This is a genomic window from Pseudomonas sp. B21-023 (assembly GCF_024749165.1).
Lineage (GTDB): Bacteria > Pseudomonadota > Gammaproteobacteria > Pseudomonadales > Pseudomonadaceae > Aquipseudomonas.
Genome location: NZ_CP087190.1, coordinates 3,390,989 through 3,406,681, shown reverse-complemented (window position 1 = coordinate 3,406,681; position 15,693 = coordinate 3,390,989). Strand labels below are relative to the sequence as shown.

Below are 15,693 nucleotides of genomic sequence, written 5' to 3'. Positions count from 1 at the left end.
GGGCAAAAAAAATTTGCCAAATGGGGGGGCAAGCCGCCCCCACCTTGTATTTCAGTGCACCACGGCAGCGCTACGCGGTGCCTGCGGCTGCGGTTCCTCACCCGCCAGGCGGGTGGCCTCTTCCTCGATGCGGTAGGCCGGCACCTGGCCGTAATCGGCCACCAGCCACTTGAAGAACCCGTAGATCTTCACCAGCAGGATCAGCATGAACGGGATCGCGGTGAGCACCACGGCGGTCTTCATGGTCGACAGCGAGGCCTTGGCGAAGAGCATGGCCAGTGGCACCAGGGTCAGCACCACGCACCAGAACAGGCGCAGGGTGGGGCTTGGGTCTTCACCTTCGCGCAGGTTGCGGGTGCTGGTGGCGGCCACGGCGTAGGCGGCGGCGTCCATGTGCGAGGCGCAGAACACCGCCATGATGAACAGGTACGCGGCGAGGAACAGCGTGCCCCAGGGCAGGGCCAGCAACAGGTCGGTCACCGCGGCTTCGCCGCCCAGCGTGCCGAGCAGCTTGGGTACGTCGATCTGACCGTTGATGAACTGGTGCATGCTGTAGCTTTCCAGCGCGCCGAAGAAGAACCAGCAACCGAAGCTGCCGCCCAGCAGCAGGGCGAACACCACTTCCTTGATCAGTCGGCCACGGGATACGCGGGCGACGAACATCGCCACGCCCGGGGCGTAGGACACCCACCACAGCCAGTAGAACACCGTCCAGTTGCGGGTGAAGGCGCCGTCGCCGGCCGGGTCGGTGAACAGGCTCATCTGCACGTAATGTTGCAGCATCAGGCCGATGGAATTGGCGGTGTTGTTCAGGGTGAACTGGGTCGGCCCCACCAGCAGGACGATGGCGGCGAATACCAGGGCGCCGATGCAGACCATCTTCGACAGGCGCTGCAGGCCGCCGTCGATGCCGATGTACGAGCTCAGCGAGAACAGCAGCGCCACCGCGCCGATCACCAGCAACTGCACGGTGAAGGTGTTGGGGGTACCGGCCAGGTCGGCAAGGCCGCGGGTCAGGGTCGAGGCGGTTAGCGCCAGCGACACGGTCAGCGCGCCCATCATGGTCAGCAGGAAGATCAGGTCGACGGCGCGGCCGACCGGGCCGGTGGCCTTGAAGCCGGTGACCGCCTCGATGATCGAGGCCAGGTTGAGGCCGCTCTTCTTGCGCACATGGAAGTGATAGGCCATGGCCAGCGAGGCCAGGGCGTAGATCGACCAGGCACTGATGCCCCAGTGGAAGAACGAGTAGCTGACGCTGTATTCCAGAGCCTTGGCCGACATCGGCGCGATGTTCAGGCCTGGGGTCTGGTAGTAGTAGGCCCATTCCATCACGCCCCAGTACAGGGTCGAGGAACCCATGCCAGCGCAGATGAACATGAACACCCAGGTAGCGGTGGAGTACTCGGGCTTGCCGGCACCCAGGCGGATGTTGCCGTATTTGCTGAAGGCCAGGTACAGCACGGCCAGGGAACTGCCGAACACCAGTACCTGGACGCTGGTGCCGAAGGTGCGGGTGGCCACTTCGAACAGCTGGTTGGCCAGGTTTTCGGCCTGGGCAGGGAAGGCGGCAAGGCCGATCACGGTGAGCAGCACGGCAAACAGGCTCACGGCGATCAGGAACACGTCGATCTTTTTGTTATTGGGGGACATCAATTGTCTCCTGGAGCATTTTTTTTGTAGTAGGCGTCAGGCGTTGGGGAAGTCCGTATCGAGGTTCTGTGTTTCCTTTCTGTTAACTAATAGATAACAAGTATCTTATGGTTGACAGATTCTGCATTGAATCGAAGTGGGTGGCAATAGGATCGTCGGACAATCCGGATGATTGGGTGGGCTGTCGCTATCGCGGGGCAAGCCCGCTCCCACGCAAAGACGTGTTTCTACTTGTGGGAGCGGGCTTGCCCCGCGATGACCTGACGTCAAATCAGGCGCCGAGCAGCTCGGCGATGGCCTTGCCCACTTCCTGGGTCGAACGGCTACCGCCCATGTCGCGGGTGGTGTCGCCGTTGGCGATCACCGTCTCGATGGCCTTGAGGATGTCGTCGTGGGCCGCCTGGTAGCGGGCATCGTTGTTCTCCTGGCCGAGGAACTCGAGCATCAGCGCGCCGGACCAGATCATCGCGATCGGGTTGGCGATGTTCTTGCCGTAGATGTCCGGCGCCGAGCCATGCACCGGCTCGAACAGCGAGGGGAACTTGCGCTCGGGATTGAGGTTGGCCGACGGCGCGATGCCGATGGTGCCGGCGCACGCCGGGCCGAGGTCGGAGAGGATGTCGCCGAACAGGTTGGAGGCCACCACCACGTCGAAACGCTCAGGCTGCAGCACGAAACGGGCGCAGAGGATGTCGATGTGCTGCTTGTCCCAGCTGATCTCGGGGTAGTGGGCGGCCATGGCGGCGGTGCGCTCGTCCCAGTAGGGCATGCTCACGGCCATGCCGTTGGACTTGGTCGCCGAGGTCACGTGCTTGCGCTCGCGGGTCTGCGCCACGTCGAAGGCGTACTTGAGGATGCGGTCGACGCCGCGACGGGTGAACACCGACTCCTGCAGCACGAACTCGTTGTCGGTGCCTTCGAACATGCGCCCGCCCAGAGAGGAGTATTCGCCCTCGGTGTTCTCGCGGATCACCACGAAGTCGATGTCGCCGGGCTGCTTGTGCGCCAGCGGGCAGGGCACGCCGGGGAACAGGCGCACCGGGCGGATGTTCACGTACTGGTCGAAGTCGCGGCGGAACTTGAGCAGGGAGCCCCACAGCGAGATGTGGTCCGGGACCTTGTCGGGCCAGCCGACTGCACCGAAGTACAGGGCGTCGAAGCCCTTGAGCTGGTCGAACCAGTCGTCAGGCATCATCTTGCCGTGGGCCAGGTAGTAATCGCAGCTGGCCCATTCGAAGAACTCGAACTGCAGGTCCAGGCCGTGCTTGCGGGCGGCGGCCTCGACCACGCGCAGGCCTTCGGGGAGGACTTCGTTGCCGATGCCGTCACCGGGGATGGCGGCGATCTTGAAGGTCTTGGTCATGGGGCGCATCTCGTGTCCAGGGAAGATGCAGGCCATGCTATAAGGCTGTGCTTCGGAGATAATCCGGCAATCCATCAATTCTTGGTGCACGAAACGTGAATAATCTGCCGAACCTGGATGACCTCGACATCTTCCTGCAGGTGGCGCGCCGCGCCAGCTTCGCCGCAGTGGCGGACGAGCGCGGCATGTCGGCGGCGTTCATCAGCAAGCGAATTCGCCTGCTGGAGGAAAGCCTCGGCGTGCGCCTGCTGCACCGCACCACCCGGCGGGTGACGGTGAGCGAGGAGGGCGAGCGCGTGTACCAGTGGGCGCAGCAGATCTTCGAGACCCTGCGGCGCATGGACGACGACCTCAACGCCGGCCAGCGCGAGCCGGCGGGGCAACTGCGCATCGCCAGCAGCCTGGGGCTGGGGCGGCGCTTCGTGGCGCCGGCGTTGTCGGAGCTGGCGGCGCGCTACCCAGGGCTGGACATCCGCCTGGATGTGCATGACCGCCTGGTGGACCTGATCGCCGAAGGGGTGGACCTGGACATCCGCGTGGGCAACGTCATCGCCCCGCACCTGATCGCCAAGCCCCTGGCGCGCAACCGTCGGGTGCTGTGCGCCGCCCCTGGCTACCTGGCCGCGCATGGCACGCCGCGGGTGCTGGCCGACCTGGCCAGCCATGACTGCCTGGTGATCAAGGAGCGCGACCACCCGTTCGGCCTGTGGCACCTGGAAGGCCCCCAGGGCGAGGAAAGCGTGCGCGTCACCGGCGGGCTTTCCAGCAACCACGGCGAGGTGGCGCACCAGTGGTGCCTGGACGGGCGAGGGATCCTGCTGCGCTCCTGGTGGGACGTGCATGACAGCATCGCCGATGGGCGCCTGGTGCAGGTGCTGCCCGAGTACCAGCAGGCGGCGGATATCTGGGCGGTGTATACCGCGCCGTTGGCAGGTTCGGCCAAGGTGCGGGTGGCGGTGGAGTTCTTCCGCCAGTACTTCGCCGAGCGCTATCGCTTGCCGGATTGACCCTTCGCGGCGCCCCGCGACAAGTTGTCTGCTTGACTTGCAAGGGCACCCTACGATCGTTAACTTGACTTCGTGGTCAGTTTTTGTGATCGTGCGCGCCCTTTCAGTTTCTCAAGCACCAGAAAAAGCATGGGCAACCCAAGAGCTGCCCAGAGGATCAACCATGTCCAACCGTGATATTTCCCGGCGTTCGTTCCTGCAAGGCGGGCTGATCGCCGGTGTCGGCGTGACCATGGCGCCGCTCGGCAGCCAGGCGTTCGCCGCCCTGATGGAGAGCAAGGTCACCACCTCGCCGCAGAAGTGGATGAACCACGACGGCAAGGTGCGTTTGCGTAACGACGCGCTGTCCAAGGTCTGCGGCAACAAGGTGTTCGCCCGCGACATCCGTGCCAAGGACATGCCTGGCTGGCCACAGCAGCAAGGCCACGCCATGCTGCTCAAGGCGACCAAGGCCGACCGAATCTACGCGGGCTACGACCTGTCACTGCTGGGCGCCGAGCTGCAGCCGGACCGCGTCGTCAGCGCCGATGACCTGAAAAAGGACGGCATCGCCTGGCCCGAAGCCCATTCGCCAGACCCGTTGCTGCCGCCCGGCCAGGTGCCGATGTTCATCGGCCATCCGGTGGCGATCCTGATCTGGAACGACTTCGAGCGCTTTCGCAAGGCCAAGCTCAAGCTGCAGTTCAACGACCAGGCGATCCGCTACGGTGCCCAGGCGCCGCTGTACCAGCGCGACCCCTACGGCAGCTTCCGTTTCGTGCGCGTGGCCGGCAAGACGCCGTTCGACGAAGATGAATACTCGAGCCTGAAGAACACCATGCTGTTCCCCACCATCCTGGCGCGCAAGCCGGTATGGACCGCCGAGCCCAAGCAGCACGGCACCCTCACCGAGCAGGGGATGTTCTACGCCCAGCGTATCGACGAGCAGCTCAAGCAGCCGCCGCAAGACTGGCTGCTGTTCGACGAGCGTTACAAGACCCCGTCGATCGAGCCCGCAGCCCTCGAGCCGGACAACGGCAACGGCTGGTTCGACCCGGCCACCGGCACCCTGCATTTTGTCGTCGCCACCCAGTGCCCGTTCGAAGTGGCGCAGGAATGCGTGCACATGATCAAGCCGTCGCGTTTCGGCCTGAAACACCTGAACATGCACCCGGGCTACACCGTCGGCTACGGCTCCAAGGACAACAACATCTTCGTGTTCTACGCCGCCGTCGCCGCCCTGTACGGCGCGGGCGTGCCGATCCGCCTGGCCAACGACCGCTACGAGCAGTTCCAGAGTGGCATCAAGCGCCACCCGTTCGACATCCGCTACCAGCTGGCCGTCGACAAGAAGGACATGAGCTTCAAGATCTTCCGCGCCGACATGACCGTCGACGGCGGCGGGCGCATCAACTACAGCCCGTCGGTGGCTTCAGTAGGCGCTACTGCCGCGCAGTCGATCTACTACATGCCGCAGAACGACCTGTCGGTCACCGCCTACCACTCGCGCGGCGTCGAGGCCGGCTCCATGCGCGGCTACGGCACCCTGCAGAGCATGGCCGCCACCGAGATGATGGTCGACGAGATTGCCGACCGCCTGGGCGTGGATGCCATCGAACTGCGCCGCAAGAACGCCCTCAAGTCGGGCATGAAGAACACCCAGGGCGCGGTGCCCGCCGGAGCCCTGCGCCTGCACGAGATCCTCGACAAGGCCGCGGAACACGACTGGTGGAAGAACCGCCACGCGCGCAAGCAGGCCGAAGACGCCAAGGACCACGACAACTGGTACGGCGTGGGCTTCGCCATCACCCAGAAGGACTTCGGCACCGGCGCCGAAGCGCCGATGGCGGCGGTCGAGTTCACTGCCGATGGCCAGATCACCTTGCGTCATATCGGCACCGAGCTGGGCACCGGCATGTCGACCTCCCAGGCCCTGGTGGTCAGCGACTTCCTCGGCCGCGTCGCCGATCACGTGCAGACCGCCCAGACCGAATGGCCTGAGCTGCAACTGAGCACCAGCGGCAACCCCTACCTGATCAGCCAGGCCGAGCAGGACGCCGCGCTGCGCAACCCGCGCTGGGTCGCCAAGCTGGCCTCGCCGTCGTCGGCGACCAACTCGGCGTTCTACTTCAGCCACGCCACCCGCGAGGCGGCCCGGGTGCTTTTCAACCACGGCCTGTGGCCGGCGGCCATGGCCTTGTGGAGCCAGGGCCCGTTCGGCGGCCAGGCCAACCCGTTGGTGGTGCGCCGCGAGAACGCGGTGTGGGTCAACGGTGCGCTGACTGGCAACGGCCTGGAGCCGATCCCGTTCGCCACGCTGGCGAAGAAGGCCCACGAGATGGGCCTGGTCACCGGCGTCAGTGTGCACGGCTTCAACCGCTGGAGCTGGGCCGAGGCCGACTTCGTCATCGACGGCGTGCGCGAGCGCCTGCCGCTCGATGCCCTGGCGGTGAAGTACGGCGACGGTGCGGTGAACGCGAAGAAGGCGCAGATGAACAGCGCCGGCTTCCACCTGCTCGACCGGCAGAACGCCGAGTACCCGGCCACCCAGCTGAACAACGCCATGGTCACCTACTACAGCCCGGTGGCGACCATCGTCGAGGTCAAGGTGAACAAGGGCAGCGGCGAGGTCAGCGTGCTCAACCACCACAGCTGGGTCGAGTGCGGCCGGGTGTTGGTGCCCGAGCTGGTCAAGGGCCAGCTCGAAGGCGGTATCGCCATGGGTATCGGCCATGCGCTGCTGGAAGAGATGCCGCTGTACGAGGGTGGCCCGGGTGAGGGCGACTGGAACTTCAACCGTTACCGCCTGCCGATGGCCCGGCATGTGGCGGTGTGGAAGCAGACGTCCGAGATCCTGCCGCCGCTGTCGCCGACCGACCCGTCCAAGGGCATTGCCGAGGTGGTGATGATCCCGGTGGTCGGCGCCATCGGCAACGCCGTGGCCCATGCCATCGGCAAGCGTGTCCGCGACCTGCCCATCACCCCCGCCCGCGTCAAGGAGGCCCTCAATGGCTGACCGCAAGCTGCAACTGACCCTCAATGGTCAACCTGTCGTCACCGAAGTGGTCCCCGATGACCTGGCGATGATCGACTACCTGCACGAATACCAGAACCTCACAGGCTCGCGCCTGGGCTGCGGGCAGGGCATCTGCCACGCCTGCGTGGTGATCGTCGACAACCCCGACGGCACCAGCGAGGAAGTGCGCACCTGCATCACCGGCGCGCACTATTTCGAGGGCAAGAAAGTGCGCACCATCGAAGGCCACGCCAAACGCGACGAAGCGGGCAACCCCACCGAGTTGAACCCGATCCAGCAGAAGTTCGTCGACCGCTTCGCCTTCCAGTGCAGCTACTGCGCCCCGGGCTTCGTCAACGCCGCCACGGTGCTGGTGGAGAAGGCCCAGCGCAAGCCGCTGAAAAAAAGCGAGCTGGAGCAGGCCATCGAAGCCAGCCTCGGCCATCATGTGTGCCGCTGCACCGGCTATGTGCGCTACTACGAGGCGACCCGCGACGTGCTGGGCGACCTCGGCCTGGTCAAGGAGGGTTGAGCATGACGCGAGTTCTGAGCAGCCTCGCCCTGGCCATTGGCGCGCTGGTCGCCTGCAATGTCCAGGCGGCCGATGAGGCATTGATCAAGCGCGGCGAATACCTCGCCCGCGCCGCCGACTGCATGGCCTGCCACACCGCCGAGGGCGGCGCGCCCTACGCTGGCGGTCTGCCGATCCATTCGCCATTCGGCACCATCTACGGCACCAACATCACCCCGGACAAGCAGCACGGCATCGGCAACTACAGCAGCGACGAGTTCTTCGCCGCCCTCACCGAGGGCAAGCGCAAGGACGGCGCCAACCTCTACCCGGCCATGCCCTACACCTCGTACCACCTGATCAAGCGCGAGGATTCCGATGCGATCCACGCCTACCTGATGAGCGTGGCGCCGATCAACCGGCCGGCGCCGGAAACCAGCCTGAGCTTCCCGTTCAACGTGCGCACCGGCCTGATGGGCTGGAACCTGCTGTACGGCAAGAGCGTGCAACTGGAGGAGGGCAAGGGCAACAGCGAGGCGTGGAAGCGCGGCCAGTACATGGTCGAGGTGCTCGGCCATTGCGGCGAGTGCCACACCCCGCGCAACCCCATCGGCGCACTGCAGCAGGACAAACGCCTGACCGGCGGCCTGCTGCTGGGCTACCTGGCGCCGAGCCTGCTGGCCCAGGACCTGGCCGACCGCGGCTGGAACCAGGCCGACCTGGCGACCTTCCTCAAGCACGGTATCAGTGCCCAGGGCAGCATGTTCAACGAGATGTACCCGGTGGTGCACCACAGCACCCAGCACCTTGAAGACAGCGACCTGTCGGCCATGGCCACCTACCTGCTCGGCGACCAGCCGCCGGCGGCCAAGGTGGTGCAGGCGGTGGCCCACGAAACCTTGGGCGAGAGCGCCAAGCGTGGCCGCCAGCAGTACCTCAATGTCTGCGCCGGCTGCCACGGCGGTGATGGCGAGGGCAAGCCGCACATTGCCGTGGCCATGCAGGGCAACACCGTGCTGCGCCAAGCCGACTCGCGCAACCTGGTCAAAGCCATCGTAGACGGCATCCGCGAACAGCAGTTCACCGGCTTCGAGCGCATGCAACCGATGCCGGGCTTCGCCGACAAGCTCGACGACCAGCAGCTGACCGACATGGTCAACTACCTGCGCGAAGCCTGGGGCGGCCTGCCAGGCGACCTGACCACCCAGCAGCTGGCCCAGCTGAAGGCGGATTGACCCGTGCAGCATCTCGACCTGCAGGTGGTGCGCCAGGCGGCGCAATGGTCGCGCGACGGGCTGCGCGTGTGGCTGTGCAGTGTGCTGTGCACCTATGGCTCGGCGCCGCGCGCGCCGGGTTCGCTGCTGGCGGTGGGCGAGGGTGGGCACTGGGTGGGATCGCTGTCGGGTGGCTGTGTCGAGGATGACTTCCTCGAGCGGGTGTCCGCTGGCGAGTTCGCCTCGGCGGTTGCCGTGGTGCGCTATGGCGACGGCAGCGACACCCGCGGCAACATCCGCCTGCCGTGCGGCGGCATTCTCGACGTGCTGGTGGAGAACCTGCCCGGCGACTGCGCCACCCAGGCGCATCTTGCCGAGCTGGAGAGTGCCTTGCTCGGGCGTCGGCGGCTGTTGCGCGAGGTCGACCTGCGCAGCGGTGAACGGAGGCTGAGCGATGACCTCGGCCAGGGGCCACGGGTGGAGCGTGGCGAGCATTGCGTGCGCCTGCGCATCGGCGCCGCCCAGCGCCTGTTGCTGGCAGGCTACTCCAGCGTCGCGCACTTTTGTGCCGAGTTTGGCAAGGGCCTGGGTTTCGAGGTGGTGCTGTGCGACCCTCGCGACGAGGTGATGGACAACGTGGCGCTGGACGGGATAGAAATCCGTCGTGAACTGCCCTCGCTGTTCATCGCCAACGGCGGCTGCCATCGCGACACCGCGGTGGTGGCGCTCACCCACGACCCCAAGATCGACGACCTGGCCATGCTCGAAGCAGTGCGTACCGAAGCGTTCTACATCGGTGTGATGGGCTCACAGGCCACGTCGGCCAAGCGTCGTGAGCGCCTGCGCCGCATCGGCGAGCTCGGTGATGCCGACATGGCGCGCATCCATGCGCCGATCGGCCTGAACCTGGGCAGCAAGACGCCGGCGGAGATCGCCCTGGCGGTGCTCGCCGATATCCTGCGGACCCGCAGCGGTATCGCCCGCGAGGCCTTGTGAAGGTCGTCGCCCTGGTGCTGGCGGCCGGGCAGGGCGCGCGCTTCGGCGCGGACAAGCGCCGGGCCTTGATGGCCGATGGGCGCAGCTTGTTGCAGCACAGTGTGGAGCGCGCCCTGGCGGCGTTCGACGAGGTGCGCGTGGTGCTGCGCGCTGGCGAGCGGGCCGAGGACCTTGGGTTGCCGCCGGCCTGCCGGGTCGTCCACAGCCCCGACGCAGGTCTGGGCATGGGTCATAGCCTGGCGGCTGGCGCGGCGTCGCTGGGTGACAGCGAGGCGCAGGCGGTGGCGATCCTGCTGGGGGATATGCCTTGGATACGCCCTGCGACGCTTGCTCACCTGTCGCAAAGTGTTACCGCGACCTCTATCGTGGTGCCTGTCTTCCTGGGGGATAGCGGTCACCCTGTGCTGTTCGGGCGCAGTTTCTGGCCCGAGCTTCTATGTCTCGCAGGTGATATGGGGGCTCGTTCGATCCTGCAGCGGCATCCGGAACACGTCGTTCACCTTGAAGTGAGTGATCCGGGTGTGCTGCAAGATGTTGATACACCTGCAACGCTCAGGCAGCTTCCGTCCTAGCTGTTCTCCCTGGCCCGCGTTGCACAAAGATCTTGCTAGCCAATGATCCGAGGTACAGGCACCCTTGGCGCACAATCTAGCAAAGGGCGATGTACGCGATGTCTGTAAACGCACCAGACCATCAGAAGAGGCCAGGCGCAGGTGGCGCGGCAACCAATGGTGGCATGAGCTTTCAAGCGTCGGTTACCGTTTGTGCCTGCGTACGCATGCTGGCAGGAAAGGATCTGGGCTGGTTGCGGGACATCTACCTTGGGGTGCCGGTCGCGATCTCTCCTGAAAGCGGTGGTCCAGGCGACGACTTGAGGATCGAGTACAGTGACGGCGTATGCGTTGAGGCGCAGGTAAAGAAAGGCCTCAGGGCAGACTATAGGTTGTGGGAGGCATTGGACCCGCTGGCATCGGCCCTTCATGAAGGAACGCTCGACTACGCGGTGCTGGTCATCGATCCAGGAGCCAGCAAACCGATCCAGCATGAGCTTGCCAAAGATATCGCCACTATAAGCCGCGGCCAGGAAGTCGTCGGGAGTGGCGTCATTGGGCGTTGGGAGGGCCGACTCGTTGCTCAAGGTATTTGCATCAAGGCTATCTGCAAGCGTTTGAGCATCGAGGTGATCCACGCCACACGCGCTGATCGTGTGCATATTGACTATGCGAAGGACATGTTGGGTCAGCTACTGGCCGAAGGGCAGTCCGCGCAAAACGCATGGTATAGCCTGAGTGATTATGTTCACTCGCAAATAGAGGCGCGTGGTCGGATCACCAATGAGTCGTTGGTGAAAGTGCTGGAACGCGATGGTTTTACACTTCGCACAGCCCCCGGCAGCCAGAAATCGCACATTGCATTTCGGCGCTGGGTTGAACAGCGCAACTCATGTTTCTCACTCCCCGTCGGGAACAGAACACTGCCCCTGAATAGTTTGTTGCCTATGAGGGTATGCCGTCACACGCGCACAACCTATCGCGACGAATCGCTGGAGTCCGCGTTGAAACGTTACCGGGCTGGTGCTGAGGAAAAGCGCTATTCCGATCAGTTTGCTGTAGATTGGCTTGCGCGGTTCAAGCGCCAGGCAGTCATCGTTGCTGGTCCAGGGCAAGGCAAGTCCATGGCAATGAAAGTCCTGGCTACTCGTTACAGCGCCGATGGTTACTTTGTGCTGGCCGTACGGCTTAAACAGCTGGCCATTGCCATGAAGCAAGGCGCAACGTTCAAGCATGCCTTGCTGGGCGCAGCTCTGGACAGTTCGCCCCTCAGTCATGAAGCGTTTCTTTCGATCGACTCATCCCGCTGGGTGCTGCTGGCAGACGGTCTGGATGAATGCGCGAATGAGCACAGTGACATGGCCCGCGAGATCCAGGCATTCACCTGGGGCCATCCCAATATGCGTGTAGTGGTTACGACACGGCCGATAGGTTATGACACGGCCGAACTGGATACCTGGGCGCACTACACGATAATCCCGCCTGCGTCAGAAAACGGTTGTTCCAACCTGTCGAAGCTGATGGTCGCTGCGGCTGCGGGGACTCGAACGCATGAGGCGTGCGAGCGGCTCGCTGAACTTCAGCTAAACCAGTCCCCGGCAGCCAAGGCGATCAGTACCAGCCCATTGTTGCTGGTAATGTCGGCCTGTTTGCTGCTTGAAGACGATGAACTGCCGCAGCGTCGAACAGATCTGTACATTCGGTTTTTGGCGCTCTACGACAAGCTACCTCCGGGGTTCGATAGAAACACAAAGAAGCTTGCCGACAGTGTTTTGAACCTAATGGGTTGGCAGTTGCGGGAAAAACCGACAATAGGTCCGCGTGATCAGCTGACGGAGGAATGCACTGCTGAAATTTCTCGGTGTTGGGAGATGACTAAATGGGAGGCAGGGCGTGAGGTTGAACACGCACTCAGCCTTTGGGAGAGCGCTGGTCTGATCGAAGTGCTGAACCATAACGGCCAGGAACTGTTGACGTTCACTCATCTTTCTTTTGCCGAATTCCTCGCGGCCAGGCATTTGCAAAGCCAAGCGCAACGCTTGTTGGCGGAGGTAGCCGACAAACCCGAATGGCAAGAAGTCGTTAGCTATGCGGTGGAGTTCGGGATGGCCCAGGACCTCGCCACGTACTACTGGGCACGCCATGAAGACGGCGACCCTGATGCACTAAGCCATGCACTCACTTGGGCGGCGAAGTCAGAACCGGTCGCACAGGCTGCAGACCTTCAAAGACTGGTCCAGGCGGCCTTGGCGTTGCTGGACGCTTCACCACCGATTCCGGTTACGCAGCGTTTGGAAATAGGGCTAGCGCTGTGTGGTGTCGCGATGATGGGTAGCAACTTTCTGGAGCGCTGGTTGAGAACGGCGCTGCACGCTGTCGATGCAGTGACGAAATTGATTGCATGGGCTGTGGCTTGTCGCTCAGGGCTATCGCTTTATCAGCCTTTGCAGATCCGTGCGACCTATGGGGAGCTGCTTGAGCTTCATGGTCGAGTTGTTGAGCCTCATGAGTACTTTCAAAATCGCCACCGGCCCGACGGATTGCTACTCCAGCATGTCGCGATGGCTGCACTCGAATCGTGTGCGCTGGAGGAGATACAAGCGTTTTCTGAGGCGCTACTTGGAGAAGAACGCCTGTATAAGGCGGGGGATTTTCAATACAAAGTCAGTTGGGTGCTGTTTGAGCGTGGCATTCGCCCCCACTATGAGACTCATAACCACAGGCATGCATTCGGTGAACTGTTTGCTCGGGCGCAGGGGCCTTCACACGAAACCATCTCGCGCTACCGGGCGCTGAGTCGGCGTGTAACAAAATTACTGGCAGACGCATTTGTACAGGAGAAGTCATGCTGGGCGGTTGAACATAGGGTACTGACCGAGTTCCCTCAATTTGCTGGATTGCTGTCGGTTTCCGACATTAACCGTTTCAATCTCGATGAGTGCTTCGTAGAAGACTGGCCTGAAGACCCGGCCAGTCTGGGGGCGCTGTTCAAGGACTTCGCTCGTGCTCTGGAGTTGGACCTTGCCGGGCTTGCCTGGGAAGCGAGGGAAGTATTGCGACGGCTCGAAGCAGAGCCTGGTTTCACACTGTTCGACCACCTGCCGGACGTTGACTGTGAATACGCCAATAAGCTCTTGAAGATCCGTGTGGGTCTGAAGCCTGCAGCGGCCTATCTCTTGAATGGCCCCGCCGGCATCCAGTTTATTGCTGGCCTGCTCTTGCTCCGCGCTCAGATGACTGAGCAGGACGTTCAACATCTGTTGTATCAAGCCTCAGGCCGTGCAGTGGGCCTGGTCTGCCTACTTATAGAGGCCCACTGCGCCGATCGGGCGGTCGATTTGCTGGTTGAGTATTTACACCGCACTCCCGACCAACCAGTGTCCGGCGTGCTGAATTCGCTACATCGGCTTGGCGCGTCTCCGGAGGGGGGCGTGGATGCGCTCGTTGCAGGCTACCTCACCTCGGATTGTCTACAGACAGTATTTAGCGCTGTTGATCTCGTCCAGAGCTGGCAGGCTGCCAAGGTCTTCACTCAGGCTCAGGCGGTGGTCCTGGCTGAAGAGCACTGGCGTAACCAACCGAGCTCCCTGATACATTACGATCGGGATGTCCACTCGGAACTCAAACTGCTGCTCGCCGGCATCTGAAGTCAGCCGGTCGAGCAGGCCCGCGCGTTGCAAGCGTTCGTCGAGGTTGTTGCATTCTCACGCTGGGTTAGATGTTTCCAGCCCTCCGTCACGACCTATGTGCCAGCAGTGCCGCTATTGAGGGAAATCCCTCATGGTGGGTGCGTTGGTGCACGCCTAACATTGTTCCCGTTACCATTCAGGCACAGGAAACAACCATGACCACGCCCTCCCAAGACAAACGCCCCACCCCCGACCACGCCGAAGACAACGCCTTCTTCCCTTCGCCGTATTCCCTCAGCCAGTTCACTTCGCGCAAGTCCGACCTCAGCGGCGCCGACTATCCCGACGCCTACCGCGGCGGACGCTGGAAGGTCCTGCTGATCGGCGCCGACGAGCGCTACCTGCTCACCGACAACGGCACGCTGTTCTCCACCGGCAACCACCCGGTGGAAACGCTGCTGCCGATGTACCACCTGGACAAGGCCGGTTTTGCCTTCGACGTCGCGACCTTGTCGGGCAACCCGGTCAAGTTCGAATACTGGGCCATGCCGGGCGAGGACACCGAGGTGCTGGGCCTGTTCGATCGCTACAAGCCAGCGTTCAAGCAGCCGCGCAAGCTCGCCGATGTGCTGGAACAGGCCCTGGGTGAGGACTCGGACTATATCGGTGTATTCATCCCGGGCGGCCACGGCGCGCTGATCGGCCTGCCGGAAAGCGAGGAAGTCGGGCGAGTGCTGAAATGGGCGGCGGACCACGACAAGTTCGTCATCACCCTGTGCCACGGCCCGGCGGCGCTGCTGGCCGGCGGCAAGCTCTACGACGGCTACAAGATCTGCGCCTTCCCTGACGATCTGGATGCCAAGACCCCGGACATCGGCTACATGCCCGGCCACCTGACCTGGAAGTTCGGCGAACGCCTGCAGGCCCAGGGCGTCGAGATCATCAACGAGGGCATCTCCGGTGCCGTCCACCAGGATCGCAAGCTGCTCACCGGCGACAGTCCTTTGGCCGGCAATGCCCTCGGCAAGCTGGCCGCCTCGGCGTTGCTCAAGGCAGTCAACGGCGGATGAGGGACTTGCCGTTCGATCAGCTGGTGCAAGCCGTCCAGCGGATCGCGCAGGCCACCGACCTGGCGGATATCCAGTCGGCCGTGCGCGATGTCGCCCGGCCGCTGGGCTATGACCGCTTCGTGCTGTTCAGCGCCAGCGCTGCGCGGGACGAGGTGGTCGAGCGTATCCATTGGGTGGAGGGGGACTGGTTCGGCGATGGCCAGGCGGTCGACGCCCAGACCTACGTGCGCCACTGTCCGGTGACCCGTCACCTGCTGGCGGCACGCGAGCCGTTCTTCTGGAGCAAGCGGCTGGACGATGGCAACGAGCGTTACCGCGTGGTACGAACGCCGAGCGGGCCGGGTATCCACGGCTTGCAGGTGCCGGTGTTCGGTCCCGCAGGCCTGGAAGGCGCCATGAGTTTCGGTGGCGCGCAGGTCGTGGCGACATCTGCCGCACGCCTGGCCCTGACGCTGCTGGCCCAGGCCGCGTTCGCGGGCGCTCGGCGGCTGTTGGAAGCGCCCAGCGGCCAGGGGCGTTTGTCCGAGCGTGAGCGCCAGGTCCTGGCCTGGACCGCCGCCGGGCAGCGCCAGGCCGATATCGCCGCCACCCTCGGCCTGTCGCTGCGCACGGTGGAAAACCACCTGCGCGCCGCCCGCCGGCGCCTGGGGGTGAGCACCACCGCCCAGGCGATCAGGATCGCCCTGGGCAGCGGTGCGCTCGACTGA

11 protein-coding genes are annotated in these 15,693 nt (G+C 63.8%); 9 read left to right on the top strand and 2 right to left on the bottom strand.

Annotated elements, in window-relative coordinates; translation table 11 throughout:
- Positions 1-51 precede the first annotated feature (51 nt).
- Both LOY42_RS15250 and LOY42_RS15245 read right to left on the bottom strand, forming a co-directional pair.
- The gene (locus LOY42_RS15250; protein ID WP_258598175.1) at positions 52-1,650 is read right to left on the bottom strand and encodes a BCCT family transporter; all 1,599 of its coding nucleotides are present in this window, start codon (positions 1,648-1,650) and stop codon (positions 52-54) included.
- A 271-nt stretch (positions 1,651-1,921) separates the two neighbouring features.
- A complete protein-coding gene (locus LOY42_RS15245) occupies positions 1,922-3,013 on the bottom strand; it encodes a tartrate dehydrogenase (RefSeq protein ID WP_102684031.1) in 1,092 nt (363 codons plus the stop codon).
- 95 nt (positions 3,014-3,108) lie between these two features.
- On the opposite strand from LOY42_RS15245, the gene LOY42_RS15240 reads away from it, so the two are divergent.
- The 9 genes from LOY42_RS15240 to LOY42_RS15200 all read left to right on the top strand — a co-directional run bounded on the left by LOY42_RS15240 (position 3,109) and on the right by LOY42_RS15200 (position 15,693).
- Entirely contained in the window at positions 3,109-4,020 is a 912-nt protein-coding gene (locus LOY42_RS15240; RefSeq protein WP_046855980.1) for a LysR substrate-binding domain-containing protein, read from the top strand.
- Positions 4,021-4,183: 163 nt separating this feature from the next.
- Positions 4,184-7,015 (top strand): xanthine dehydrogenase family protein molybdopterin-binding subunit, encoded by a 2,832-nt coding sequence (locus tag LOY42_RS15235; protein ID WP_258598172.1) that lies wholly within the window; start codon positions 4,184-4,186, stop codon positions 7,013-7,015.
- On the top strand, positions 7,008-7,547 hold the full coding sequence (locus tag LOY42_RS15230) for a (2Fe-2S)-binding protein (RefSeq protein ID WP_139670713.1): 540 nt from the start codon (positions 7,008-7,010) through the stop codon (positions 7,545-7,547). Before LOY42_RS15235 ends, LOY42_RS15230 begins: the two co-directional genes overlap by 8 nt.
- A gap of 2 nt (positions 7,548-7,549) precedes the next feature.
- Positions 7,550-8,761 (top strand): cytochrome c, encoded by a 1,212-nt coding sequence (locus tag LOY42_RS15225; protein ID WP_038705916.1) that lies wholly within the window; start codon positions 7,550-7,552, stop codon positions 8,759-8,761.
- Positions 8,762-8,764: 3 nt separating this feature from the next.
- On the top strand, positions 8,765-9,736 hold the full coding sequence (locus LOY42_RS15220) for an XdhC family protein (RefSeq protein ID WP_139670715.1): 972 nt from the start codon (positions 8,765-8,767) through the stop codon (positions 9,734-9,736).
- On the top strand, positions 9,733-10,308 hold the full coding sequence (locus LOY42_RS15215; protein ID WP_139670717.1) for an NTP transferase domain-containing protein: 576 nt from the start codon (positions 9,733-9,735) through the stop codon (positions 10,306-10,308). Before LOY42_RS15220 ends, LOY42_RS15215 begins: the two co-directional genes overlap by 4 nt.
- A 98-nt stretch (positions 10,309-10,406) precedes the next feature.
- A complete protein-coding gene (locus tag LOY42_RS15210; RefSeq protein ID WP_258598169.1) occupies positions 10,407-13,934 on the top strand; it encodes an NACHT domain-containing NTPase in 3,528 nt (1,175 codons plus the stop codon).
- A gap of 197 nt (positions 13,935-14,131) precedes the next feature.
- A complete protein-coding gene (gene hchA / locus LOY42_RS15205) occupies positions 14,132-14,986 on the top strand; it encodes a glyoxalase III HchA (protein WP_139670721.1) in 855 nt (284 codons plus the stop codon).
- A complete protein-coding gene (locus LOY42_RS15200) occupies positions 14,983-15,693 on the top strand; it encodes a PA1136 family autoinducer-binding transcriptional regulator (protein WP_258598167.1) in 711 nt (236 codons plus the stop codon). Before hchA ends, LOY42_RS15200 begins: the two co-directional genes overlap by 4 nt.